The organism is Pandoraea terrigena, assembly GCF_902459705.1.
GTDB classification, from domain to species: Bacteria; Pseudomonadota; Gammaproteobacteria; order Burkholderiales; family Burkholderiaceae; genus Pandoraea; species Pandoraea terrigena.
This window is the reverse complement of the sequence record NZ_CABPRU010000002.1, coordinates 1-25,517: the sequence shown is the minus strand read 5'-3', so window position 1 is coordinate 25,517 and position 25,517 is coordinate 1. Positions and strand designations below refer to the sequence as shown.

Annotated in this window: 23 protein-coding genes and 1 tRNA gene; 14 read left to right on the top strand and 10 right to left on the bottom strand. The window is 65.2% G+C overall.

Features of this window, described 5'->3' with window-relative positions:
- Positions 1–3 precede the first annotated feature (3 nt).
- From PTE31013_RS04415 to PTE31013_RS04395, 5 genes are all read right to left on the bottom strand, one after another.
- Complete coding sequence (locus tag PTE31013_RS04415) at positions 4–951, bottom strand: efflux RND transporter periplasmic adaptor subunit (protein WP_150611637.1); 948 nt, start codon at positions 949–951, stop codon at positions 4–6.
- Complete coding sequence (locus tag PTE31013_RS04410) at positions 948–1,157, bottom strand: DUF1656 domain-containing protein (RefSeq protein ID WP_150611636.1); 210 nt, start codon at positions 1,155–1,157, stop codon at positions 948–950. The genes PTE31013_RS04415 and PTE31013_RS04410 overlap by 4 nt, the downstream gene beginning before the upstream one ends.
- Positions 1,154–3,163 (bottom strand): FUSC family protein, encoded by a 2,010-nt coding sequence (locus PTE31013_RS04405; RefSeq protein WP_150611635.1) that lies wholly within the window; start codon positions 3,161–3,163, stop codon positions 1,154–1,156. The genes PTE31013_RS04410 and PTE31013_RS04405 overlap by 4 nt, the downstream gene beginning before the upstream one ends.
- A gap of 3 nt (positions 3,164–3,166) precedes the next feature.
- Positions 3,167–3,640 (bottom strand): MarR family winged helix-turn-helix transcriptional regulator, encoded by a 474-nt coding sequence (locus PTE31013_RS04400; protein WP_150611634.1) that lies wholly within the window; start codon positions 3,638–3,640, stop codon positions 3,167–3,169.
- A 207-nt stretch (positions 3,641–3,847) separates the two neighbouring features.
- Positions 3,848–4,372: a MarR family winged helix-turn-helix transcriptional regulator gene (locus PTE31013_RS04395; RefSeq protein WP_150612168.1), complete on the bottom strand. Its 525-nt coding sequence runs from the start codon at positions 4,370–4,372 to the stop codon at positions 3,848–3,850.
- A gap of 144 nt (positions 4,373–4,516) precedes the next feature.
- On the opposite strand from PTE31013_RS04395, the gene badH reads away from it, so the two are divergent.
- From badH to PTE31013_RS04340, 11 genes are all read left to right on the top strand, one after another.
- Positions 4,517–5,284 (top strand): 2-hydroxycyclohexanecarboxyl-CoA dehydrogenase, encoded by a 768-nt coding sequence (gene badH / locus PTE31013_RS04390; RefSeq protein ID WP_150611633.1) that lies wholly within the window; start codon positions 4,517–4,519, stop codon positions 5,282–5,284.
- A 98-nt stretch (positions 5,285–5,382) separates the two neighbouring features.
- Positions 5,383–6,165 carry a 2-ketocyclohexanecarboxyl-CoA hydrolase gene (badI, locus tag PTE31013_RS04385; protein WP_150611632.1) on the top strand — a complete coding sequence of 261 codons (783 nt, stop codon included), beginning with the start codon at positions 5,383–5,385 and terminating at the stop codon, positions 6,163–6,165.
- A 14-nt stretch (positions 6,166–6,179) separates the two neighbouring features.
- A complete protein-coding gene (gene aliB / locus PTE31013_RS04380; RefSeq protein ID WP_150611631.1) occupies positions 6,180–7,334 on the top strand; it encodes a cyclohexanecarboxyl-CoA dehydrogenase in 1,155 nt (384 codons plus the stop codon).
- Between the two features lie 87 nt (positions 7,335–7,421).
- Positions 7,422–9,065, top strand: coding sequence for a cyclohexanecarboxylate-CoA ligase (gene aliA / locus PTE31013_RS04375; RefSeq protein WP_150611630.1), 1,644 nt, complete (start codon positions 7,422–7,424; stop codon positions 9,063–9,065).
- Positions 9,066–9,107: 42 nt separating this feature from the next.
- Positions 9,108–10,277, top strand: a complete 1,170-nt coding sequence (locus PTE31013_RS04370) for an acyl-CoA dehydrogenase family protein (protein WP_150611629.1) — start codon at positions 9,108–9,110, stop codon at positions 10,275–10,277.
- 378 nt (positions 10,278–10,655) lie between these two features.
- Positions 10,656–13,115 (top strand): nitrite reductase large subunit NirB, encoded by a 2,460-nt coding sequence (gene nirB, locus PTE31013_RS04365; RefSeq protein ID WP_150611628.1) that lies wholly within the window; start codon positions 10,656–10,658, stop codon positions 13,113–13,115.
- A gap of 10 nt (positions 13,116–13,125) precedes the next feature.
- The gene (gene nirD, locus PTE31013_RS04360; protein ID WP_150611627.1) at positions 13,126–13,491 is read left to right on the top strand and encodes a nitrite reductase small subunit NirD; all 366 of its coding nucleotides are present in this window, start codon (positions 13,126–13,128) and stop codon (positions 13,489–13,491) included.
- A 47-nt stretch (positions 13,492–13,538) separates the two neighbouring features.
- Complete coding sequence (locus PTE31013_RS04355; protein ID WP_150611626.1) at positions 13,539–16,256, top strand: nitrate reductase; 2,718 nt, start codon at positions 13,539–13,541, stop codon at positions 16,254–16,256.
- A gap of 90 nt (positions 16,257–16,346) precedes the next feature.
- The gene (gene cobA / locus PTE31013_RS04350; protein WP_150611625.1) at positions 16,347–17,150 is read left to right on the top strand and encodes a uroporphyrinogen-III C-methyltransferase; all 804 of its coding nucleotides are present in this window, start codon (positions 16,347–16,349) and stop codon (positions 17,148–17,150) included.
- 266 nt (positions 17,151–17,416) lie between these two features.
- Positions 17,417–17,992: an ANTAR domain-containing response regulator gene (locus PTE31013_RS04345; protein WP_150588000.1), complete on the top strand. Its 576-nt coding sequence runs from the start codon at positions 17,417–17,419 to the stop codon at positions 17,990–17,992.
- Positions 17,993–18,001: 9 nt separating this feature from the next.
- On the top strand, positions 18,002–19,180 hold the full coding sequence (locus PTE31013_RS04340) for a CmpA/NrtA family ABC transporter substrate-binding protein (protein WP_150611624.1): 1,179 nt from the start codon (positions 18,002–18,004) through the stop codon (positions 19,178–19,180).
- Between the two features lie 247 nt (positions 19,181–19,427).
- On the opposite strand, the gene PTE31013_RS04335 is transcribed toward PTE31013_RS04340, so the two are convergent.
- A complete protein-coding gene (locus tag PTE31013_RS04335) occupies positions 19,428–19,769 on the bottom strand; it encodes a zinc ribbon domain-containing protein YjdM (RefSeq protein WP_150611623.1) in 342 nt (113 codons plus the stop codon).
- 295 nt (positions 19,770–20,064) lie between these two features.
- Here PTE31013_RS04335 and PTE31013_RS04330 point away from each other — a divergent pair, with 295 nt between their 5' ends.
- Together PTE31013_RS04330 and PTE31013_RS04325 are read left to right on the top strand one after the other, a co-directional pair.
- Positions 20,065–20,400 (top strand): hypothetical protein, encoded by a 336-nt coding sequence (locus PTE31013_RS04330; RefSeq protein ID WP_246173892.1) that lies wholly within the window; start codon positions 20,065–20,067, stop codon positions 20,398–20,400.
- A gap of 127 nt (positions 20,401–20,527) precedes the next feature.
- Positions 20,528–21,511, top strand: coding sequence for a bifunctional helix-turn-helix transcriptional regulator/GNAT family N-acetyltransferase (locus PTE31013_RS04325; RefSeq protein WP_150611621.1), 984 nt, complete (start codon positions 20,528–20,530; stop codon positions 21,509–21,511).
- Between the two features lie 57 nt (positions 21,512–21,568).
- On the opposite strand, the gene PTE31013_RS04320 is transcribed toward PTE31013_RS04325, so the two are convergent.
- The 3 genes from PTE31013_RS04320 to PTE31013_RS04310 form a co-directional block, all read right to left on the bottom strand.
- On the bottom strand, positions 21,569–22,381 hold the full coding sequence (locus tag PTE31013_RS04320) for a class I SAM-dependent methyltransferase (protein WP_150611620.1): 813 nt from the start codon (positions 22,379–22,381) through the stop codon (positions 21,569–21,571).
- A gap of 156 nt (positions 22,382–22,537) precedes the next feature.
- Positions 22,538–22,614 (bottom strand) — tRNA-Met (locus PTE31013_RS04315).
- A 154-nt stretch (positions 22,615–22,768) separates the two neighbouring features.
- Positions 22,769–23,497: a transporter gene (locus tag PTE31013_RS04310; RefSeq protein WP_150611619.1), complete on the bottom strand. Its 729-nt coding sequence runs from the start codon at positions 23,495–23,497 to the stop codon at positions 22,769–22,771.
- Positions 23,498–23,777: 280 nt separating this feature from the next.
- On the opposite strand from PTE31013_RS04310, the gene PTE31013_RS04305 reads away from it, so the two are divergent.
- Entirely contained in the window at positions 23,778–24,236 is a 459-nt protein-coding gene (locus PTE31013_RS04305) for a metal-dependent hydrolase (protein ID WP_150611618.1), read from the top strand.
- A 27-nt stretch (positions 24,237–24,263) separates the two neighbouring features.
- Here PTE31013_RS04305 and PTE31013_RS04300 read toward each other — a convergent pair whose 3' ends face one another.
- Positions 24,264–25,274, bottom strand: coding sequence for a serine/threonine protein kinase (locus PTE31013_RS04300; RefSeq protein WP_150611617.1), 1,011 nt, complete (start codon positions 25,272–25,274; stop codon positions 24,264–24,266).
- Positions 25,275–25,517 lie beyond the last annotated feature (243 nt).

Here is a 25,517-nt window from a genome sequence, read left to right as displayed (position 1 = left end):
GTTTCACCGTTGGGCTCCCGGTTGGGCCGACTTGATCGATTCGGCCGACAAAGTCGACGGTTGCGATTGGCCGGCGGTGTCCTGCCGACCCTCCACGACCGTCACGGTTGCAGTCCGCCCGGCAACCAGGCGCATGTCGCTGGGCACATCGTCGAGCGCAATGCGCACCGGAATGCGTTGGGCGAGGCGTACCCAGTTGAAGGTCGGGTTGATGTTGGGCAGCATCGATGCGCCGCTCGTCCGGTCGCGATCCTCGATCCCGGCGACAATGCTCTGGACATGACCGTGCAGCACCTGGCGCTCGCCCATCAGGCGCACTTCGACCTTGTCGCCGATGTGGATGCCACGCATCTTCGTCTCTTCGAAATAGCCTTCCACGTGCAACGAGTTGGCATCGACCATCGAGAGCACCGGGCGGCCGGTGCTGACGTAGTCGCCGACCCGCGGCAGGCGATCGTTCAGATAGCCGTCGGCAGGCGCGAGCACCCGGGTGCGCTCGAGGTTGAGTTTCGCCAGTCGCACGGCGGCTTCAGCCTGCGCCACCGCCGCTTCGCCGGATTCGACCTTGGCCTGGCCGGCTTCGACCACTTCCCTGGCGACGACCTCCGTCAACTGATGGTTACGCGCGTTTTCGCGCCGCGCCTGTGCAAGTGTGGCGCGCAGCGCCGCGGCATTGGCCTCGGCCTGCTGCACCGCCAGCGTGTAGCGGTCGCGGTCGATCACGAAGAGCAGGTCGCCGCGGTGCACCGGCTGATTGTCCTTGACCTCGACCTCGGTGATGAGGCCGGAGACGTCGGGGGCGACCTGCACGATGTCGGCGCGAATGCGGCCGTCACGCGTCCAGGGGGCGACGGTGTAGTAATCCCACAAATGCAGCAGAACGAACACCGCGACGCAAGATACCGCGAGCGTCAGCGCGACGGGGCCGATGGAGCGAAATTTCAGTTTCATGGTTGGCAAGCGTTCGCGATGGCGACAATGCCGCCCAGCGCGATGATGTACACAGCAAGGTTGAACAGGGAGCGGTGCCAGACGAGCCTGTAAAAGCCCAGGCGCGCGAGCGCGAAGCGCAGTGCACCGGTCAGCACGAACGCCACGACCATCAGCACCAGCAGCGTCGGCACGAACACACCGTAGATGTCGATCTCTCCGCTCATTTGGCGCTCCCGGGTTGTGCGGCGGGGAACAGCGCGACGTGGATGTCCATGAGCGACGCGCGCGCACTGCGCGACGCCTGATCGGTATGGGCCACCAACGAGCGCACGGCGCCCAGCAGTTTGTCGTGCAGCGTGGTATCGGGGGTGCTCACCTGTTCGTCGAGTCGCGCCTGGTAAAAGCGCGCGACGTCGGCGAGCACGGCCTCGACGGCGTCGCGCTGCGATGCGTTGAGATGGGGCAGCTCGCGTTGTAACGCCAGCGCCGAGAGTTCGATGCGCACTTCGGTAAAGCCGTCGCTCGACGTTTCACTCTCGCTTGCGGCCAGTCGCGGCACGAGCTGGCCGAGCCGATCGAGCAGACGCGTGCGCAGACGGTTATGTTCGGCAACGGAGCGTCCGAGCGCGTTGCGCGCGATGTCGCGCCAGCTCGAGTGAATCAGTCGGCGCATGGCCACGCGCGTGCCGAAGGGGCGCGTCTGCAAGGTCCAGAGCAAGGCGAACAGCACGCCAGCCAGCCCGGCGAGATTGCCGTTGAAGAACGCCTGGAAGTCAGCGCTGTATCCGCCCTGAATGCCCACGAAGCTCGCCGTATTCACCGCGACGAGCATGGCCACCATCGTGAAGCGCGGTTGCGCAATGAGTGTGCCCAGCAGCAGGTACGGGATGGCGAAGAGCGCGACGAGCAAACCGAAGTCGTGCGCATTCGTGAGGATGAAGAACACGTACACGGCTGCGAACACCACGCAGACGGCAGTCGCCCAGAAGAACGAGCGGATGAACGGCGCGGGTTCGTCCATCGCAGCGAAGAAGCAGCAGGCCACGGCGCCGAGCGAGACGCCGGCGGCGCCGTCGTTCCAGCCGGTGTAAATCCACGCCATGCCCATGAGGAACGTGCACATCGCGGCCGAAACAGTCGAGAACAGGAGCAGGCCGTGGTCGTAGTGGCGCGCGCCGCCAAGTTCCCAGTACCGGAAGGCGGGTGTCCATTCGCGCCCGCCTTCGTCATGCTCGCGCTGACCGAAGCGGCGTTGCAGCGCCGCGCAATCCTGCCAGAGCTGAACGAGCGAGCGCAACCGGTCCTCAGTCGCCGCGACCAGCGCGCCGTACCAGTCCGAGGCCTCGCCGGCCGATGGTGCCGGGCTCAGCAAATGCGCCGGGGCGGGTATCGGCGCACCGCGCCGCAGCCAGGCGACCACGTCCGCCATCTTGGCCTCGAGCGCCTCGGGCGCGCCGGTCGGGTGCTCGCGCAGGGCGTGCACGAGCGACGCTACCGTCGAGAGCACGGGCATCATCATCGTCATGCGCCCGCGCAATTCCTGCGCGTCGCGTACGCGCTCGGACGTGTCGGCGTCATACGAGAGCTGGCTGATCAACTGGTCGAGCGCCAGAATGTCGGCCGCCATGCGGTGACGGCTCATGTGGCGCGTTGCCTTGCCGTCGGGGTCTGTCGAGAGCATGTCGGTCGTCCAGCGCGCGGCGTCGGTCAGCCAGCGTGCCGAGCGGTCGTGCAGGACCTTGGCCACGCTCGTGGGCAGGACTACCGCACCGACCACGCTCGCGCAGACGATGCCGAGGATGATCTCCTCGGCGCGTGCCACGGCGATATCGAAGATGACGCCAGGCGTATTGACGGCCGGCAGGGCGATCAGCGGCAGCGTGTACGAGGCAAGCAGGAACACATAGCTGCGAGGTGAGCGATGCAGCAGCGAAATATAGAGCAGCGTGCCGGTCCACAGCCCGACGGCCGCCATCAGCAGTTCGGGCGTGTTGACGAGCGCAGGCACGAAGACGACGGATGCCGTGGCGCCGAGCAGCGTGCCGAACACGCGATACAGCGCCTTGGAGCGCGTGGCGCCCGTGAGGGGGTGCGACACGATATACACGGTGGCCATCGCCCAGTACGGACGCGGCAGGCCGAGTGCGAGCGCAATGTAGAGCGCCAGCATTGAGGAGAGGAACGCCTTGATCGAGAAGATCCAGTCGCGGGAGGAAGGCCAGGTGAGCACGGTTTACTTCTTTGGGGGAGCCAGCGCGAGGATGGACCCATCGGGGCCCGCTGCGCGAGAGAGCACTTCGAACACGCGCAATACCGCTTCGAAATCCTCGCGCGGAATGTCGGCGAACACTTTCGCGCGCAATTCGCTGAGTTCGATTTCAAGTTTTTCGGCGAGCGCTTCGCCAGCCTGCGTCAGACGCAGTGCGTTGGCGCGCCGGTCGCTTGCGTCGACTTCGCGCAGCACGAGACCGGCCCCGCACAACTGATCGAGCAGTCGCACCAGGGACGCACCTTCGAGTCCGACGTATTCGGCAAGCTCGACCTGCCGCACGCCCTGGCCGAGCCGGCGGATGAACAGCAGCGGGCCGGCGCTCGCCGCCGAAATGCCATATTCGGCGATTGCGCCCTGCGATAACTGGCGCCACTGTTTGCCGGCCAGCAGCAAATGGCTGGTGAAGACAAAGCGGAGCGATTCTAGGGAAGTCATGGGAAAGATTATATGTTAACTAATTATTAGGATGCTAGTTAATGCGGTATTGCGTCAGCCGGAGTGGTCATCGGGAACCCAAGCCGGTATTGGCTTTCCCGGAAATCGTTGCGCCGCATGGCGGTGCGTTGGCGGGGGTTTTCGGCGCCGTTTGCCTGTTTTATTTTTGACTCGGGGGCCTCGGGTGTTCCCGTGCTTGTCGCGCTCTCAGACGTTTTCCCCCTCGTTGTCTCCCTCGGCAGGGGTGCCGGCCGCCTCGTCGATTCGCTTCATATTGTCGAGCAGCTTGAGCAGATAGTGCAGCGTGTGGGTCATGTCGCGGGTCGAGAATTCGTCGAGCGCCTGCGCGTAATAACCATGGATGCGCGGCACCGCCTCACGGTGCCAGACCGCGTGCCCGTGCTCGGTCATGGTGATGCGGCGCGATCGCCGGTCACGCCCGTCCGGCGCGCTCCTGATATGGCCGTCGCGCTCCATGCGGCCGATCAGGCCCGACAGGTTCTGACGACTCACCATCAGATAGCGCGCGAGATCGCCCACGCTCATGCCCTCGGGCACCTCCGGGCGAGAGAGCGCACCGAGTACGGCCCATTGCTGCGTCGTCAGACCTAGCGTCTCCACTGCTCGCGTCCCAGTTTTATGCAACATGTTTGCGCATTGATAGAGCCGGAAGAACAACCGGTTAGCCAGCTCCATGCGCGTGATTTCCGTATTATTGCTAGGGTTTTCCATATCAATTTCTCCGCTTCTGCCTGCTTGCGCATCGCCAATCTCGCGTCTAGTATACGTCAACATATTGACGTAATTTGATCGGCGGGCCGGAATCTCCGAGGTCAGCAAGGATACCGCGCCCATCTGTGACTCTGGAGGCGAAACATGCAGCGATTCGAGGGCAAGACCGTTATCGTGACGGGCGGTGGGGGCGGGATCGGCGGGGCGACGTGCCGCCGCCTCGCCAGCGAGGGGGCGGCGGTGGCGGTATTCGACCGCAACCTGGCGGCGGCCGAGCGCACGGCGAGCGAGATACTGAACGCGGGCGGGCGGGCGCAGGCGTTCGCTTGCGACATCACCGTGCGCGAGCAGGTTGACGCCGCCGTCGCAGCGGTATCGACGGCGTTGGGGCCGGTAGACGTCCTGGTCAACAACGCCGGTTGGGACATCTTCAAGCCCTTCACCAAGACGACCCCGGGGCAATGGGAGTCGCTCATTGCCATCAATCTCGTGGGTGCGCTGCATATGCATCACGCGGTATTGCCCGAGATGGTGGCGCGCCGCAGCGGCCGCATCGTGAATATCGCGTCGGACGCGGCGCGCGTCGGGTCGTCGGGCGAGGCGGTGTATGCCGCCTGCAAAGGCGGGCTCGTCGCGTTCTCGAAGACGCTAGCCCGCGAGCACGCTCGCCACGGGATCACCGTCAACGTGGTTTGCCCGGGTCCGACCGACACGGCGCTCTTCGCCGATTACAAGGAAGGCGCGGGCAATCCGGAAAAGCTGGTGGAGGCGTTCACCAAGTCCATACCGCTCGGGCGCATCGGCCAGCCAGATGACTTGCCGGGCGCCATCGCCTTTTTCGCGAGCGACGACGCCGCGTTCGTCACCGGCCAGGTGCTGAGCGTCTCCGGCGGCCTCACGATGTGCGGCTGACGCCGGCCATTCCTCGATCTCTCTCAACGACATCACGACTGCCGCGTGTCACGACATCCGGTGAGATTCAGCGACACGCAAACGCAAGGAGCTAAACGATGCAATACGAAGACATCCTGTACGAAGTGCGCAACGGCGCGGCGTGGATCACGATCAATCGTCCGGACAAGATGAACGCCTTTCGAGGGCGCACCTGCGACGAACTGATTCACGCCATCAACAAGGCCGGCTACGACCGCGAGATCGCCAGCATTGTGCTTGCCGGCGCTGGCGAGAAAGCGTTCTGCACCGGGGGCGATCAGTCGGCGCACGAAGGGCAGTACGACGGACGCGGCACCATCGGACTGCCGATGGAAGAGCTGCACAACGCCATTCGCGACGTGCCAAAGCCCGTCATCGCCCGCGTGCAAGGCTACGCCATCGGCGGTGGCAACGTGATCTGCACCTTGTGCGACTTCACGATCGCGTCGGACAAAGCCGTGTTCGGACAGGTCGGCCCGAAGGTCGGCTCGGTCGATCCGGGCTTCGGCACCGCGTTTCTCGCGCGTGTCGTCGGTGAGAAGAAGGCGCGTGAGATCTGGTATCTGTGCCGACGATATCCGGCGGCGGAAGCGCTGGCGATGGGGCTTGTGAACACGGTCGTGCCGCACGATCAGCTCGATGCGGAAGTCCAGAAGTGGTGCGACGAAATTCTCGAACGCAGCCCGACGGCCATTGCGATCGCGAAACGCTCGTTCAACATGGACACGGCGCAGCAGGCGGGCATCGCAGGCATGGGGATGTACGCGCTCAAGCTCTATTACGAGACGGAAGAGTCGCGCGAAGGCGTGCGTGCGTTCCAGGAGAAACGCAAGCCCGAGTTCCGCAAATACGCCAAATAAGCGAGGCAAACGCGATGCAAAATCCGTATCTCGACGACGATCTCGTCGCGCTCGCCGAGCACACGCGGCGTTTCGCCCAGGCGCGTGTCGCCCCCGGCTTTCTCGAACGCGACAAGACGCGCGTGCTCGATCGCACGCTCATGCGCGAGATGGGCGAGCTTGGCCTGATTGCGCCGGAGTTGCCGGAAGCCTTTGGCGGGCAGGGCATGGGGCGTCTCGCCGCGGGCGTGATTCATGAAGCGATTGCGTGCGCGGACCTGAGCCTGTCGTACGTCAACTTGCTGGCCTCGCTCAATGGTCAGATTCTCGCGGCACATGGGCAGCCTGAGGTCGTCTTGCCCTGGTTGCGCAAGCTCACGCGCGGCGAGACGCTGCTCGCCATCGCGCTCACCGAACCGCGCGGCGGATCGGACGCCGCCAACCTGCGCATGCGCGCCGAATTCGATGGAACGCATTATCTGCTCAATGGCGAAAAGACGTCGATCTCTGCCGCCGACCAGGCGGATGCCGCCGTCGTGTTCGCGCGCACGGGCGATGTGGCGTCGGGCGCGCGCGGTATCTCGGCGTTCCTCGTGCCGCTCGACCTGCCGGGCATCACACGGCAACGCTTCGATTGCCACGGGCAGCGCGCCATCGGCCGGGGCTCTCTGTTCTTCGAAAACGTGAAGATTCCGGCTGACCACGTACTGGGGGCGCCGGGGGAGGGCTTCGTGCAAGTGATGCAGGGCTTCGATTTCTCTCGCGCGCTTATTGGCTTGCAGGTGCTGGCCGTCGCCCGCGCCTCGCTCGACGAGACATGGGAATACGTGGCCCAGCGCGAAGCGTTCGGCAAACCGCTGTCCGCGTTTCAGGGCGTCTCGCACCCACTGGCCGACTTCGATACACAGGTCGAGGCGGCGCGGCTGCTCTGTCTTCAAACGCTGTGGCTCAAGGATCGCGGCCTGCCGCACAGCGCCGAGGCGGCGATGTGCAAATGGTGGGGGCCGAAGCTCGCCTATGACGTCATCCATCAATGCCTGCTGATGTTCGGCCACGGCGGCTACGACCGGGGCGTGATGGAGCAGCGTTTGCGCGACGTGCTCGGTTTCCAGATCGGTGATGGCACCGCGCAGATCATGAAGACGATCATCGCGCGAGCCCGCGCAGGCCGGCAGGCGGTGCCGGTTTGACCGGACAGCGACTGCGAGTTGGGCAAAGGCAAGGCAACGACAAGACCGTAGCGGCGTGAAATCCGCGACAGCACAGGAGACGATGCGATGGAGTTCGATGCGGTATTGCTTCCCCCTCGGCGTGAGCACAGCGTGGCGCGCGGCTGGTGGCCCGAACGCACAATCAACGACGCGCTCGACGCGGCGCTCGCGGCATGGCCCGACAAGGTCGCGCTCACGGCGGTCTCGACCGCCACTGGCCAGACCACGCAACTGACCTACGCCGCGCTGGCTGACGCGGCGGAGCGTCTTGCACTCGGCCTGTTGCGTCGCGGCGTCGGACGCGGCGACGTGGTCGCGTGCCAACTACCCAACGGCTGGCCGTTCGCGGTGACCTATCTGGCCTGTGCCCGCATCGGCGCGGTGCTCAATCCCCTCATGCACATCTTCCGCGAGCGCGAACTGTCGTTCATGCTGCGCCATGGCGAGGCCAAGGTGTTCATCGTGCCGCAGCAGTTTCGCGGCTTCGATCACGCGGCGATGGCGCGCGGGTTGCAGCGCGAGCTCGCCGCGCTCAGACATGTGATCGTCGTCGGGGAGGCTGCCACAGGCGAGAGCTTCGACGCTGTTCTCATGGCTGGCGAGCCGGCGGCGGCGGATGCCGAGCGAGCGCTGATGCAGGCCTCGCGCGCGCGGCCGGACGACGTGATGCAGTTGATGTACACGTCCGGCACCACGGGCGAGCCGAAGGGCGTGATGCACAGCGCGAACACCACGTTCTCGAACATCGAGGCCTACGCGCAGCGCATGCGCCTCGGCCGCGACGACGTGATTCTGATGGGCTCGCCGCTCGCGCACCAGACCGGCTTCATGTACGGCCTGATGATGCCGATCCTGCTCGGGGCGAGCGCAGTCATGCTCGATGTCTGGGACCCGGCGAACGCTGTGCGTCTGATTCAGGCGCATGGGGTGACGTTTACGATGGCGTCCACACCCTTTCTCGCGGATCTGACCAAGGCGGTGGCCGCCAGCGGCGAGACCGTTCCGAGCTTGCGTGCGTTCCTGTGTGCGGGCGCGCCGATTCCGGGGCCGGTGGTGGAGCAGGCGCGCAAGGTGCTCGGTGCGAAGATCGTGTCGGCGTGGGGCATGACCGAGAACGGCGCCGTGACGCTCACGCGTCTGGAGGACGACGATGCGCGCGCGTCGACAACGGACGGCTGCCCGTTGCCGGGCGTCGAGCTACGGGTGGTCGATGCGGACAATCGCGACCTGCCGACGGGGGAGACCGGCCGCTTGCTCGTGCGCTCGTGTTCGAATTTTGGCGGCTATCTCAAGCGCGCGCAATGGAACGGGACGGACGAGGCGGGATGGTTCGACACTGGCGACATGGCCTGGCTCGACGCCACCGGCTACGTGCGCATCGCCGGGCGCAGCAAGGATGTGATCATTCGGGGCGGAGAGAATATCCCCGTCGTCGAGATCGAGGCGCTGCTGTACCGGCATCCGGCGATCGCGACGGTGGCCATCGTCGCGTATCCGGACGAGCGGCTCGGCGAGCGTGCGTGTGCGGTCGTGGTGCCACGACCGGGGCATTCGGTCGATCTGCCGGCGCTCACCGGCTTTCTGGCGTCGCACAAGGTCGCCCGGCAGTATTGGCCGGAACGCCTCGAAGTGCGCGCGGCGCTGCCGACCACCCCGACGGGTAAGATACAGAAATTCAAATTGCGCGAGATGCTGCAGACGGGCGAGTGAACGCCTGCATGCGGCGCGGCATTCTTCAAGGATGATAGGTCGATGACATCGAAGGGACTGGATAGCGAATCGTTCGAGCTGTTGCTCGCGGCGGTGCAACGTTTCATTCGCGAGCGGCTGGTGCCTGCCGAGAATGACGTGGAAGCGAACGATGACGTGCCGGCCACGCTCGTCAACGAGATGAAGGACATGGGCCTGTTCGGCCTGTCGATTCCCGAGGCGTTCGGCGGCATCGGCTTGTCGATGGTGCAGGAAGTGCGCGTTGCCTACGAGTTCGGGCAGACGTCGCTGGCATTCCGCTCGGTATTCGGCACCAACGTGGGTATCGGCTCGCAGGGCATCCTGATGGATGGCACCGAGGCGCAAAAGCGTGACCTGTTGCCGCGCGTGGCGAGTGGGGACCTGATCATGTCGTTTGCACTCACGGAGCCGGACGTGGGATCGGACCCGGCCGCCCTAAAGACGCGCGCCGTGCTCGACGGCGACACCTACGTGCTCGATGGCGTGAAGCGCTTCATCACCAACGCGCCGCGCGCCGGGGCGTTCACGCTGATGGCGCGCACGGGCGGCGAGGGCGCGAGCGGCATCTCGGCCTTCATCGTGCCGGCGGACACGCCGGGCCTGTCGCTGGGCAAGCCCGACAAGAAGATGGGGCAGCGTGGAACGAAGACCTGCGACGTCGTGCTGCAAGGCGCGCGTGTGCCGGCGGCGAACATCATCGGCGGCGAGGCGGGCAGGGGGTTCAAGACGGCGATGAAGGTCCTCGATCGTGGGCGCTTGCATGTGGCGGCGCTCGCGTGCGGCATGGCGCAGCGCATTCTCGACGAGTCAGTGGCCTACGCGCGCGAACGCAAGCAATTCGGGCAACGCATCGGCGATTTCCAGCTCGTGCAGGCGATGCTTGCGGACAGCCAGGCGGAACTGTATGCCGGATGGTCGATGGTGCAGGACTGCGCGCAACGTTACGACGCGAAGCCCGAGGGCAAGCGCGATGCCGATGTCAGCACGCGGGCCTCGTGCGCCAAGCTGTTCTGTACCGAGATGGTTGGGCGCGTGGCGGATCGCGGCGTGCAGGTGCATGGCGGCGCCGGCTACATCAACGAATACAAGGTCGAGCGCTTCTATCGCGATGTGCGTCTGCTGCGTCTCTATGAAGGCACCACGCAAATTCAGCAACTGATCATCGGGCGTGCCCTGATGCAGGACGATTGAGGCGGCGCCGACCCTCGGCGGTGCGCTGAGGCGCTCGCGCAGCGCATCATGCTGGTGCGCGCGACACGGGTGCTGCACCGCCTTGCACTGCTGCGGTGCAGCAGATTCAGTCTGGCTTTCGGGCGTTTCCCATAGACAAATCTCCCGTTCTGCATTGCCTGACAACGCTTTGCTGATCCTCGCGCACTACCTGGCACGCTTGTTGCATAACTGTGTGGGCCAGCGGCAAAGACGTCGCCGGCCATGAATTCCGGTGCGGCGTCAGGCGAGATCGCCTGCGACGTACCCACAGGACAACGGCGTCCCTCCATGCTTCGGCATGGTTGGACGCCGTTTTGTTTTTCGGGCGCTGCAAGCGCTGCAACAGGAGAAGACAGCATGCGCAAACCTCGTCTGGTCGTCATCGGCAACGGCATGGCCGGCATCCGCACGCTCGAAGAGCTGCTGGAAATCGCGCCGCATCAGTACGACATCACCGTGTTCGGCGCCGAGCCGCATCCGAACTACAACCGGATCCTGCTCTCGCCGGTGCTCGCCGGCGAGCAGTCGTTTGCCGATATCGTGCTCAATCCGCTGGACTGGTACGCGGAGAAGGGCATCACGTTGCATCTGGGCAAGGAAGTCACGCAGATCGATCGACCGCGCCGCGTCGTGCGTTGCGCCGACGGCACCGAGGCGCCGTACGACCGCCTGCTGATCGCCACTGGCTCCAGCCCGTTCATCCTGCCGGTGCCTGGCAAGGATCTCGATGGCGTGATCAGCTACCGCGACATTCGCGACACCGAGATCATGATCGAGACGGCAGGCATGAAGCGCCATGCGGTCGTGATCGGCGGCGGCCTGCTCGGACTGGAGGCGGCCAACGGCCTCAAGCTGCGTGGCATGGACGTCACCGTCGTGCACCTGGCCGACACGCTGCTCGAGCGCCAGCTCGACAGCACGGCGGGCAAGCTGTTGCAACAATCGCTCGAAGCGCGCGGTTTGACGTTCCGTCTGTCGCATCAAACGGCGGCGATTCTCGACGATGGCAACGGCAGCGTGCGGGCCGTGAAGTTCAGCAACGGCGAAGAGATTGCCGCCGACCTCGTCGTGATGGCCGCGGGGATCCGGCCGAACACGACGCTGGCCGAAGCGGCCGGCCTGTATTGCGCACGCGGCATTGTCGTGTCCGACACGCTGCAAACCTACGATCCGCGTATTTACGCCGTCGGCGAATGCGTGAGCCATCGTGGCGTGGCCTATGGTCTTGTGGCACCGCTGTTCGAGCAGGCCAAGGTCTGCGCCAACCATCTCGCGCTCATGGGCATCGGCAGCTATCGCGGCTCGGTGCTGTCGACAAAGCTCAAGGTCACCGGCATCGACCTGTTCTCGGCGGGCGATTTTCTCGGCGGCGAAGACACCGAGGAGATCGTGTTGTCCGACCCCGCGAGCGGTGTGTACAAGAAGCTGGTGATTCGCGACGACAAACTCGTCGGCGCGTGCCTGTATGGCGACACGGCCGACGGTGCCTGGTACTTCAAGCTGCTGCGCGAAGGCCGCACGCTGGGTGAATTGCGCGAGCGCATCATGTTCGGCGAATCGAGCGTGGGCGATGTGGGCACGCAAGGGCAGAACCGCGCATCGGCCATGTCCGATACCGACGAGGTGTGTGGATGCAACGGCGTGTGCAAGGGCACCATCGTCAAGGCGATCACCGAGAAGGGCCTGTTCACGCTCGACGAAGTCAAGAAGCATACGAAGGCCGCCAGCTCTTGCGGCTCGTGCGCCGGGCTGTGCGAACAGATCCTGATGAGCACGCTGGGCTCGACCTACGACGCGGCACCGAAGGAGAAGGCCGTGTGCGGCTGCACGGATCTGTCGCATGCCGACGTGCGCCGCGCGGTACGTGAGCATCGCCTCACGACCCATCGTGCCGCCTTCGACTTCCTCGAATGGCGCACGCCCAACGGGTGCGCCACGTGCCGTCCCGCGCTGAACTACTACATGCTCAGCACGTGGCCGAAGGAAGCCGTCGACGATCCGCAAAGTCGTTTCGTCAACGAGCGAGTGCACGCCAACATCCAGAAGGACAACACCTTCTCCGTCATCCCGCAGATGAAGGGCGGCGTGACCAACCCGAGCGAGCTGCGCCGCATCGCCGACGTGGCGGACAAGTACCAGATTCCGATGGTCAAGGTTACGGGAGGTCAGCGTATCGATTTGCTTGGGGTGAAGAAGGAAGATCTCGTGAGCGTCTGGCGCGACCTCGGCATGCCGTCGGGGCACGCCTACGGCAAGTCGATCCGCACGGTGAAGACTTGCGTGGGCAGCGAATTCTGCCGCTTCGGCACGCAGAACAGCACGCAGATGGGCATCGATCTCGAGACCATGCTCGCGAACATGTGGTCGCCCCACAAGGTCAAGCTGGCCGTGTCCGGCTGCCCGCGCAATTGCGCCGAGGCCGGGATCAAGGATGTGGGCGTGATCGCCGTCGATTCGGGCTGGGAGCTGTATGTCGGCGGCAACGGCGGCATCAAGACCGAAGTCGCGCAGTTCCTCGTGAAGGTGAAGACGGCCGACGAGGTCAAGGAGTACACGGGCGCGTTCCTCCAGCTCTATCGCGAGGAAGCCTATTACCTGGACCGCACGGTGCATTACCTCGATCGGGTTGGCCTCGACTACGTGAAGCAACGCGTAGTGAACGACGCCGCCAATCGTCGTGCGCTGTACGAGCGGCTGCTCTTTTCGCTCGATGGCCTGCCCGATCCGTGGCAAGCGCGCATCAACGGGGCACAAGCCAATGAATACCGTCCGCTGACCTCGATCGTGCCGGCGAGCGCCGAGCCGGCGACCGCCTGAGGAGAACACCATGACGCAATCCAAACCGATCTGGCTGCATGTCTGCGATGTGGGCGCGATTCCGCGCCTGGGCACGCGCGTGCTGGCCCACCCGAGCGGCGACATCGCGCTCTTTCGCTCCGAGAGCGACACGGTCTTCGCGTTGCGCGACAAGTGCCCGCACAAGGGCGGCGCGCTCTCGCAGGGCATCGTGCATGGTGAGAAGGTGACCTGCCCGCTGCACGCCTGGAACATCGACCTGACGACCGGCGAAGCCTGTGCCCCCGATGTGGGCTGCGCAGAGCGTTTCGCCGTGCGGATCGACGCGGGCGAGGTGTATGTGTCGCTCGATGAGGCGATCGGTACCGCGGCGAGCGCAGCGACGGCTGCCGCTTGACCCGCGTCTCCCGCCCCCCTGACCCCTCGCGATTGCCGGAGCCCCCCATGACAACCCTCACGCAAACCACCTGCTGCTACTGTGGCGTCGGTTGCGGCATGCTCGTCGAGAGCGACGGCGAGCGCATCGTCGGTGTGCAGGGCGACCCGGCGCATCCGGCGAACTTCGGGCGTCTGTGCAGCAAAGGCATGACGTTGCCGCTCACCGCGCAGTCACTTGCCGGACGCGTGCTGACGCCCGAGCTGCGCACCACGCGCGACGCCGCACGCGCGCCTGTCAGTTGGGACGACGCGCTGGAGACGGTGGCGTCGCGCTTTGCCGACGTCATCCGTCGGCATGGCCCGGACGCCGTCGCGTTCTACGTGTCGGGGCAGTTGTTGACCGAGGACTACTACGTCTTCAACAAGCTCGCCAAGGGGCTGGTGCGCACCAACAACATCGACACGAATTCGCGGCTGTGCATGTCGAGCGCCGTGAGTGCCTACAAGATGGCGCTCGGCGCGGACGGCCCACCCACTTGCTACGACGATCTCGAAGCGGCCCGCACCGTGCTGTTCGCCGGCAGCAATATGGCCTACGCACACCCGGTGCTGTTCCGTCGACTCGAAGCGGCCAAGGCCGCCGATCCGTCGATTCGCTGGATCGTCGTCGATCCGCGCCGCACCGACACCGCGGCGATGGCCGACCTGCATCTGGCCATCGTGCCGGGTACCGACGTCGCGCTCTTTCACGGCATGCTGCATCACCTGATCTGGGAAGGACGCATCGACCGGCGCTACATCGACGCGCATACCGAAGGCTTCGACGCCCTCAAGCAGATGCTGCGCGGCTACACACCGCAACTCGTGGCCGACATCTGCGGCATCGACGAGTCGGCGTTGCGTCAGGCGGCTGACTGGTTTGGCGAAAGCCCCGCGGCGCTGTCGCTTTATTGCATGGGACTGAATCAGTCGAGCCACGGCACCGAGAAGAATCTCGCCCTCATCCATCTGCATCTGGCCACCGCGCAGATCGGACGCCCGGGCGCCGGGCCGTTCTCGCTCACTGGCCAGCCCAATGCAATGGGCGGCCGTGAAGTCGGTGGGCTGGCGACCATGCTTGCGGCGCATCGCGATATCGGCAACGCGGCCCATCGCGCCGAGGTCGAGCGGCTTTGGGGCGTGCAGCGCCTGTCCGACAAGCCGGGCCTGCCTGCCGTGGAGATGTTCGACGCCGTGCGCGACGGCCGTATCAAGGCGATCTGGATCGCGTGCACGAACCCCGTGCATTCGATGCCGGACAGTGAGCGCGTGCGTGAAGCGCTCGCCGCCGCGGAATTCGTCGTGGTGCAGGAGGCGTTTCACCAGACCGACACGGTGCCCTACGCCGACGTGCTGCTGCCCGCGACGAGCTGGGGCGAGAAGGCGGGCACCGTCACGAACTCGGAGCGGCGCATTTCGCGCGTGCGCGCGGCCGTCGCGGCGCCCGGAGAGACCCGTGCCGACTGGTGGATTGCCAGCGAGGTCGCCCGACGTCTTGCGCCCAGGCTCGACGTGCCGCCCGAGCCGTTCGCGTTCTCGTCCATCGAGACCATCTTCGACGAGCATCGCGCCCTCACCGTGGGACGCGACCTCGATATTGGCGGCATCGATTACGCGTTGCTCGAGCAGCGCGGTCCGCAACAGTGGCCGTTCCCGTCAGGCGCGGCGCAAGGGGCCGCGCGCCGCTACGAGGATGGCGTGTTCGCCACCGACGACGGCCGCGCACGTTTTCACGCCTTCGAATATCGGCCGGTGGCCGAGCCGATCAATGCCCGTCATCCGCTACGCCTGATTACCGGACGCTTGCGCGATCAGTGGCACGGCATGAGCCGCACCGGGCGTGTGGGACAGTTGTTCGAGCACGCGCCGGAACCGGCGCTCACCATGCATGCGTCAGACGCTGCGCGCCGCGGCCTGCGCGCGGGCGATTTCGTGCGGCTGTCGAGCCGTCGCGGCGAGCGGGTGTTGACGCTGGCCGTGAGCGATGACGTCGTCTCGGGCTCGGTGTTCGTGCCGATGCACTGGAGCGGACAATTTCTCGGCGGCGGTGGCGTGAACGACATAACGCTCGGCGCCGTCGACAAGTACTCGAAGCAGCCGGAACTGAAGCACGCCGCCGTGCGCGTCGACCCGCTCACGCTGCCGTGGCGTGTGGCGGCGGTGCGGCGCGGCGATGCGCTGCAATTGCATGCGGCCGTGCAGCCGCTGCTGGCTGAGCGTCGCTTCGCGACCGTGCGTCTGGAGGGCGATGACCGGATCGTGGTCATGGCCGCCGACGACGAGCCTGACGCCGATTGGCTGGAGCGCCTGCACACGGCGCTGGCCCTGCCGCGCGACGAGTCGCTGCTGGAGTATCGCGATGCGCGCCGCTCGATGACCAAGCGCGTGGCATGGCGCGACACCCTGATCGACGGTGTCCTGGTGGCCGGCAGCGAGGCCGACGTCGCCGCGTCGACGTCGCTCCTCGCGCGCGTTCGCGAAACGGCGCCATGGACGCGCGCGCGTCACGCCGTCTTCGTGGCCGACAGCGGGCCGGCCGCGCCGCGCGATCGCACGGTGTGCCAGTGCAAGTCGGTGAGGGCGTCGAGCATCGACGCGGCCATTGGCGCGGGGGCGGACGTGGCGCAGCTCAAGGCGAAGCTCGGCTGCGGTACGGTCTGTGGCTCGTGCGTGCCGGAGTTGCAGCGCATGTGCGCCGCGCCGGGCAAGGCGGCGACGCAGCCGTTCGCGACGAACGCTGCCTGAGCCCAGGGGGCAGGCGTTGCCTCGCGAACGTTCCGACAGGATATGGATTGGGTGACATGCAGAACATCGAGGAATTGAGGGAGAACGATTATGAAGAACGGCAAAGTCACTCTGCTGAGCGCAGGTCCCGGCGCGCTCGATCTGCTGACGTTGCGCGCGGCGCGCGTGCTCGGCGAGGCCGATGTGCTGCTCGTCGACGATCTGGCCAATCCGGAGATCGCCACGCTCGCGCCGCAGGCCCGCGTGATTGCCGTGGGCAAGCGTGGCGGCTGTCGCTCGACGCCGCAGGCTTTCATCGAACGGCTGATGTGCCGCTTCGCGCGCCGCGGCGCGCATGTGGTGCGGGTGAAGGGCGGCGACGCGCTGATGTTCGGGCGAGCGGGCGAGGAAATCTCGGCGCTGCGTCGTGCGGGGGTGCCGGTGGACATTATCAACGGCGTGTCGTCGGCGTTCGCGGCGGCGGCCGGCCTGGGCATGTCGCTCACGCATCGCGAGCACTGTGCCGGCGTGACATTCGTCACCGCGCACCGGCAGGACGGCAGTGCGCCCAATTGGGCGGCGCTCGCGGCGACCGGCACCACGCTCGCGATCTACATGGGCTTGCATCGTGTCGAAGAACTGAGCGAGACGCTGCTGGCGCATCTCGATGCGGCGACGCCGGCAGGGGCGGTCCAGTGGGCCGGCTCGCCGCAAGAGCGGCGTATGGTCACGTCGCTGGGCCGGCTGGCGGCAGACGTGCGCGCGGCAGGGTTTGCCAGTCCGACCATTCTGCTCGTGGGCGGCGCGGTCGGTGAAGCCGCGCTCGCGGCAGTCGAGCCGAGCGCGGCGGTGGGTGTCGATGTCGGGGAAGCCGCCGCGGACGTTGTGCACGACGTCATCGCCAGAGCGGCCTGATGCGTTGTATCTTCACTATCTATACTGAACAGCGCGCGTTCGATTAGCGCACGAGACGTTGTCGACGGGGCGCTGCCGATGCCGCCGCGCGACGGCGTCGTGGATGGATCTTCACTGACAGGCCAACCAGGTTGGCCCCCACGAACTTGCCGAAAACACCGGATGCCGGGGACGTCGATCCTCAGGCCGATACGCCCCGCAAGCCCGCCGTCGCGGGTGCCGCTGTTGCGCTTGGCGCCCCCGTTGCGGCGCCAGGGGCACACGGCATGCTGCGCGTACTGCTCGTCACGGATACCGACAAGCCGATTGGCGAGTTGCGGGCGGCGCTGGCGCGTCTGGGGTGCGAGATGCTGGTGGAAGTCGCCAAGCCGCAGGCGTTGCCGCGGGTGGTGGAGAGCGAGCGCCCTGATGTGGTCATCATCGATACCGAATCGCCGTCGCGCGACACGCTCGAACAACTCGCGGTGATGAATGCGGCGGCGCCGCGTCCGGTGCTGATGTTCTCGGCCGACGGCAATCAAGCGCTGATTCGCGCGGCCGTTGATGCCGGCGTGACGGCATACTCCGTCGAAGGACTGGCGGCGGACCGGCTCGCACCCATTCTCGAAGTCGCGCTTGCGCGCTTCGCCCATGAGGAAAAGCTGCGCGCGCGACTGGCGAAGGCCGAGACCGAACTGGCCGACCGCAAGCTGATCGACCGCGCCAAGCGGCTGCTCATGGACCGACGCAAGATTTCCGAGCAGGAGGCTTATGCCATCCTGCGCAAACGGGCGATGGATCAGGGTGAGAAGCTCGTCGAAGTGGCGCGCCAACTCGTCTCGATTGCCGAATTACTAGGGTAGACACTGCTCATGTCGACGTCATCATGGTTGGTTTCTGACGCGCAATCGCCGGACGGTGCGCCAGAAAAACGTCATCTGCGCGTAGGGTTCATCGCGCTGTCCGATGCAGCGCCGCTGGTCGTCGCGAAACGCCTGGAACTGGGGCACGAGCATGGGCTGACCCTGGAGCTGAGTCGCGAGTCGTCGTGGGCGGCCGTTCGCGACAAGCTGCTCACGGGCGAACTGGATGCCGCGCATTCGCTGTACGGCCTCGTGTACGGGGTGCAGTTGGGCATTGGCGGCCCGCGTGAAGACATGGCCGTGCTCATGGTGCTCAATCGCAACGGGCAGGCGATCACGGTGTCGCCATCGCTGGCCGAGGCGATGGCACACACGGGCGACTTGCGCGAGGCGCTGACGTCGCTCGGGCGCAAGCCGGTTTTCGCGCAGACGTTCCCGACGGGCACGCACGCGATGTTTCTCAATTACTGGTTCGCCGCGCAGGGTATCGATCCGCTCACCGAGATTTCCAGCATCGTGATTCCCCCGGCGCATATGGTCGCCGCGATGGAAGAGGGCGGACTCGACGGCTTTTGCTGTGGCGAGCCTTGGCACGCGGTCGCGCAGGCGCGCGGGCTGGGACGCACGGTCACGGTGTCGAGCGACATCTGGCCCAATCATCCGGAGAAGGTGCTGGCCTGCCGTCGCGATTTCGTCGCGCGCTATCCAAGAACGGCGCAGGCGCTGGTGCGCACGCTGCTCAGTGCGTGCCGCTGGCTGGATATGCCGGGGCATCGGGCGGAAGCGGCAGGATGGCTGGCGGAGCCCGCGTGGGTCGGGGCGCCCCGCGATCTGATCGCGGCGCGTCTGCTGGGCGACTTCGGCCGCCTGCAGGGACGGCACGCCTTGCTACGCGTGAGCTTCTTCGACAAGGGCGTGGTGAATTACCCGCATCCTTCGGATGGCATGTGGTTCATCGCGCAGTATCGTCGCTGGGGGATGGTGGGCGATGCGGCGGTGGCCGGCGCCGCGCAGACGGCGGCAGCGGTGAGCCAGACGGCGTTGTTCGAGGCGGCAGCACGTGCCGAGGCCGTGCCGGTAGTGGCCTCGCCGGCGCGCGAGGTGCTTTGCGACGGTAAGGTGTGGGATGGCGCCAGCATCGGCGATTTGCGCGCTTATGTCGACGGGTTCGATATTCGGGCGCGGTAATTTCGATTCGCCGTGACTGGAATGAATGGCGGCGTCCCAGCGGTGGCGGGTGCGATGATGGCGCTGACGCTCCCGATCGGCCGGCGGCCATCATTCGCATGAGCGATAGCCGTGACGTCGTACGCGCGTTCGCCGACGAGGTGCTGAACCGGGGGCACATCGACGCCCAGGCAATGAACGCCGCGCCGCTGGGCCGGTGTGCGGTATCAGCCCGCCCAGCGCGACGTCGACGGGCGTTGGAACCGGATCAGACCTTCTTGACGAATTCGGATTTCAGGCTCATGGCGCCAAAGCCATCGATCTTGCAATCGATATCGTGGTCGCTGTCCACCAGCCGAATGTTCTTCACCTTGGTTCCCATCTTGATCACGCCACCCGACCCCTTCGGCTTCAAGTCCTTGATGACGGTCACCGTATCGCCATTCTGCAAAAGGGTTCCCGTGGCGTCGCGGTAAACGCGTTCGGTGGGTTCCGACGCTGCGGCGGCCTGCGCCGACCATTCATGTGCGCACTCGGGGCAAATGTAGACCCCCCCATCTTCGTATGTGAATTCGGAGTTGCATTTCGGGCAAGCGGGCAAGGTACTCATGTCGATGGATCCGGTAAGGCCGATGAAGGCGTTAAAAGCACGAAATTATATCGCTGTCGGACGATTGGCCTGGGCAGCGATGGCCCGTTGGCCGGCGCACGGGTCGCGCTCGGGCTTTAATGTCATCCCTAATTGATGCAAGCCATCGGATGACAGACACTTGAATGATCGATAATGCAATGTCGACGTCAGTCACGCCAACGCCCCCTGTCCGTACGCTATGGTCGAAGCGACCCACTTCCCTATCCGCAAGGAGTGCCCCCCGGGGGCTTGCACCTGTGATCGGGAAAGCCTCATGCAAGACCCCGACGGTGATCGCCGCATCCTGCGGTTGACGCAGGCGGAGGAGAAACGGCTGATCGCGCGAATCGAAGCCGTGAACAGTTACGCTGATTTGCAGCGCCTCGCCGATCTGATGCAGGCGCAACTCGGCATCTCACTGCAGATCGCGCCGAGTGTGAACGAAGTCCGGACGGTCCGAGGCATCAGTATTCGCTTGGCGGCAAGACCGGGGCTTTGCCGGAAGATCCAGGCGTCGATCCCGGCTGCGGTTCGCCGATGTCTCGATAGTCGTCCGAGCATCGCTTACGCCATCCTGGATTCGCACGATTTGCTGGGCGACGGACAATGACGGCGGGGTTCTGTCACGCAGGACGGTCTTTCTCCCTTACCGAGCACGGCCCCGCACAATAACGGGCTTGCATCGGTTGCGCGTCGCAACTATATTGGTTGCGATGCGCAACTGATAGGGGTGGGATATGGATATCGTCGACCTTCCTGGCAAGCCTCGCGAAGCGGAGATTCTGGAACTCCGCGACTTCTCCCGCAGACTGGTTCGGGAACTCGGATTCATGCGAACGACGCTGGCCGGCAGCGACCTCGCGCCGTCGGCGGTTCACGCCATCATCGAAATTGGGGCGACGCCCGGGATCAGTGCCAAAGACCTTGGCAACCGCCTGCGTCTGGATAAATCGAACACGAGCCGGCAAGTGGCAAAGCTCGAGGTCAGCGGGCTCGTGAGGCGCACGACGGCGCGTGGTGACGCGCGCGCATCCGAACTTTTTCTGACCGACGCGGGGCAGCGGCTTCGAAGCAAGATCGACCGCTTTGCGACGGATCAGGTGTCCAGCGCGCTCCGACGCATCGTGCCTGCGGATCAGGCGGCCCTGGTCCGGGCGCTTGCCCTGTACGCGGATGCGCTCGCGCAGGGCAACGCTGCCCAGGGCGCCGTCGAGGCAGATATATCCGCGCCGGTGATCGAGGGCTATCAGCCCGGATGCATTGGCGACATTGCCAGCCTGCACGCTCGTTTTTACTCGGAACACTGGGGGTTTGGCGTGTTCTTCGAGAAGAAGGTGGCAACGGAACTCGCTGCATTCGCCAGTGCGTTGCCCGTCGACGGCAAAGCGCTGTGGCGCCATGTGGAGAACGGGCGCACGCTGGCCTCTCTCGCGATCGACGGCGACCATGACACCGGCGTCGCGCATTTGCGATGGTTCATCGTCGACGATTCGTTGCGCGGGTCCGGGGTCGGGCGGCGCCTGATGGCGCAGGCCGTGGCGTATGTCGATGCGCGCTTTCGCGAGACGTACCTATGGACGTTCAAGGGACTCGATGCGGCGCGGCATTTATACGAGTCGTTCGGCTTTGCATTGACCGACGAGTCCGAAGGCGAGCAATGGGGGAGTCGAGTCGTCGAGCAACGGTTCTGCCGTCGCGCGGGTAGCGCTTCGTCGTCGTAGCGCTCGCTTCCCTAGGCTGGCGTCGCACAATCGAATACCGGGGCCATCCCGCCGCCTTTATCCCTCTGCCACGATCACGTGCGCCTGAATCTTGCCTGCCACCGGGCCTTCGCCGTGGCGCTGGGCTATCGCCTGCGTCGCCCGGTCTGTGGCGAGTTGAAGCAAGCTGGCGTCGCGCGCTTCGATTTCGTTGCGCAGCGGCGTTCCGAGGCAATAGGCGGTGGCGGCGTCGCGGGCCGATGCCGCATAACTGATCTTCTCGCGAGTCTCGATCTCAATGTGGATGAACCCGGCGCGGCTTAGATCGTCCCGGATCCGCGCGACGTCGTAATAGCCGTGCGGTGTGCGAGCGAGGAATCTCGGTGGATCATGCGGAAACAATGCGCCGACGGCCTCGGTGACGTCGTCGGCGAAGGCGTTCTCTTCGATGCGATCCCAGACGCTGAAGACGAAGCGCCCGCCCGGCTTCAACATGCGACGCGCCTCGGCATAGCCAGCGGCCCGGTCGGGGAAAAACATCGCACCAAACTGGCAGAAGACGACATCGAATGACGCATCGTTGAACGGCAGGGCAAGCGCGTCGGCCTGCTTCCATTCGATCCGGTCGTCGGCGGGTTGCCGGCTGGCGGCATAGTCAAGCATCGGCTGGTTGAGGTCGGTCACCACGTAGCGCGCGCCAGCGTCGAGTTTCGGGGCGAGCGCTCGCGTTACCGCGCCGCTGCCGGCCGCCGTCTCCAGTACCGACTGGGGCGAGGTGGCCGCAACGAGTGTCGCCGTATCGACCGCGTAGGTCTCGAAAATCAACGGGACCATCAACGTGTCGTAACACTTCGGAATCGACCCTGCAAACACCTTGTCGGGCTCGGCCATGATGCCCCTTGAATGCATTGACGCGGGGCCCGGGTTGCCCCGCCAGCATTTCATTCTAGGCGGACCGCAGCCAGGGCGCGATGGTACTCGTCGGCGAGGCGTCTCGCGAGAGATGACAAAAGCCCGTCGACCTTGCGGCCGACGGGCTTTTGAATTTGGTTGCGGGGACAGGATTTGAACCTGTGACCTTCGGGTTATGAGCCCGACGAGCTGCCAGACTGCTCCACCCCGCGTCTGAGAAGAAGAATAGTACGAGAATTCCGCGCATCATGTCAAGTATTTATGACATTAAATTTGTGGACCCCCGAAAAACATGCGCGACGCGTGCATTTTCGCTGCCGCTTGCGCGCACGCCTCCTCGTTCGGGAGCCAACGTCGAGGCGGGGCTCACCAGCGGATCGTGGCGCCCGCCTGTACCGAGTGAGAGAGCGAAGCCGGGTTCAGGCCGCGTTTGTAACCGACGTCCAGATCGAGGTCCTTCGTCGGGCTGTAGATCGCGCCGACCAGTGCGTATGCGGGCTTTGTCGTGGTCGTGGCGTCAGGGTTGGTCGCGAGACCGATGTCGGCGACCAGGCGCAGCGTGTCCGTCGCGCTGAAGAGCAAGGCCGTGGATGCGTTCCACAGGCTCTGCCGGTTGCCGATGCTGTTGTTGTTCCAGGTGTAGCCCGCATTCGCGAGAAACGTCCAGCGATTGAGGGTGTATTGCATCAAGAGATTTGCGCCGGTGGTCGCGCGACCGTTGCCGAGACCGCGATCCTGACTGGCCGTCGGCAGCGAGACGAAGGGCTTCAGGCCGAGGCTCCATTGCTCGGTTTCGAGAAAGCGCCATTTGGCTTGCAACTGAAGGTCGGTGACGCCGCTGGTCCAGCCGTCGCCATCCGGTCGCGTACGTTGGTAGGGCGCCTGGATCGCGACGTCGAGATTGGGCATCACGCCATACGTCAGCGTGCTATTCCATTGTTGCTGGCGCGCGGTCGGCATCGTCATCCACTCGCTGTTCAGCTCGAGTTGCCAGTTGCCGGTGTCCTGTGTTCCGGTGTCGTCCGTCACAAGCGGGTTGGCGGCGTGGGCGGCAAGCGGCGCGAGTGCTGCCGCAAGCGTCAGAAACTTCTTCATCGAAAACTCCTGCGGGCGATTCGTGTGTCCCGGTGCGAAAGTCTGGAAGGAAATCCGTCGCGCGGATCGTACGGGGGACATATGACACGGTCAACCGAAACTGGCCGAATGTGGCGTATTCGAGATTCGTGTCCCGGGAATATTGCTCGTTGATGGGGTTTCGAGGCGAAAGCCGGTGGCGCTGGGCGGACCAGGGCTGCCCACGTCGCGTACTGGGTGATAGACTTCGCCCCCCTTTCTAGCGGTGCGGGGCGTCCCGGCGCATCGCGACCGGTCCTTCATGCAAGCCAGAAGTCATCTCATATTCGGCATCGGCGCAACGTGGCTGATGCATCGCACCGGGTGGGCCGCCAGCGCCCATGCCTGGCCCTTGACACTCGTCGGCGCATTGCTGCCCGACATCGATCATCCGAAGAGCATGTTGGGACGCCGAGTCGCACCGGTGTCGCTCCTGATTTCCCGTTTTTTTGGTCATCGCGGTGTGACGCATTCGCTGCTGCTGCCGATCCTGGCGGTTGTCGGCTGCGTTTACCACTGGGGGCATTTGCCTGTGTGGATGTTGGCGCTGAGCGCCGGGTACTTGTCGCATCTGCTGGCCGATTGGCTCACGCCGTCCGGCGTGCCGCTGTGTTGGCCGTTGCGAACGCGCTTCCGTTCACCGCTTTACGTGACGACCGGGTCGGCGGCGGAGTGGTGCGTGGCCGCCGCGCTCGCCTTTGCCATGTGGCGATGGTGGTGAGCGCGGGCAGGCCGAGGGGGATGTGGGTCAGCGCCAGAGCAACGGGGGCTCGTCCATAAGGGCAACCTGTTCGCGAAGCTCGAGGATTCGGTCCTGCCAGTAGCGTTGTGTGTTGAACCAAGGGAAGGCGGCGGGGAATGCGGGGTCGTCCCAGCGCCGGGCCAGCCAGGCGCTGTAGTGCAGCAAGCGCAGCGTTCGCAAGGCTTCTGTCAGATGCAGCTCGCGAGGGTTGAAGTCGGCAAAGTCCTGGTAGCCGGAGAGGACTTCATCGAGCTGGAGCGTCATCTCCGCGCGCGTGCCCGAGAGCAGCATCCACAGGTCCTGCATCGCCGGGGCCATGCACGTATCGTCGAAATCGACAAAATGGGGGCCGGCGTCGGTCCACAAGACGTTGCCGCCGTGGCAGTCGCCGTGTACGCGCAGCAGTTTCACGTCGCCGGCGCGCTCGTAAGCGCGGCCGACGCCCGCGAGCGCCAGATCGGCGATGCGGCGCCATGCGTCGCGCAGGTCGTTCGGAATGAAGTTGCTCGCCCACAGATAGTCGACTGGGGTGCGCCCGTAGGTGTCGACGTCCAGGGTAATGCGGTGCCGGAACGGTTGGATGGCACCGACCGCGTGGATGCGGCCGAGGAAGCGACCGAGCCAGTTGAGCGTATCGGGATCCTGGAGTTCGGGGGCACGGCCGCCGCGCCGGGGGAAGATGGCGAAGCGGAAGCCGTTGAAATGGTGCAGGGTCGTGCCGTGCGTCTCGAGGGGGGCAACGACCGGGATTTCCTGGTTGGCGAGCGCTTGCGTGAAGGCGTGCTCTTCCAGGATGGCGTCGTCGGTCCATCGTTGCGGGCGATAAAACTTCGCGATGAGCGGTGGGCCGTCTTCGATCCCTACTTGATAAACGCGATTCTCATAACTGTTGAGGGCGAGCAGGCGCCCGTCGCTGAAATAGCCAAGCTGCTCGACGGCGGCAATGACGGTGTCGGGCAGGAGGGTGGAAAAGGGATGCGCGGGCCCGGAGGCGTCTTGGGAAAAATCGGTGTTCATGGGCGCTATTGTGCCAAAGGCGGTGCGACGGGCGCCGGTTCTCTTCTCTATAGCGTCTGGATATGGATAGGGCGCGCACGCGGTGAGGCAGGGGCGTGAAAACACGGGCAATGACACCATTTTCAAAAAAGTTTCACAAAGGGCTTGCGCGGTTCGCTGAACCTGTCTAATATTCCGTCTCTCGCAACGACGGCGACGCAGCGCAAGCGGCGAAGCGGTGGAGGCGACGGGCTGGAAAGCCCG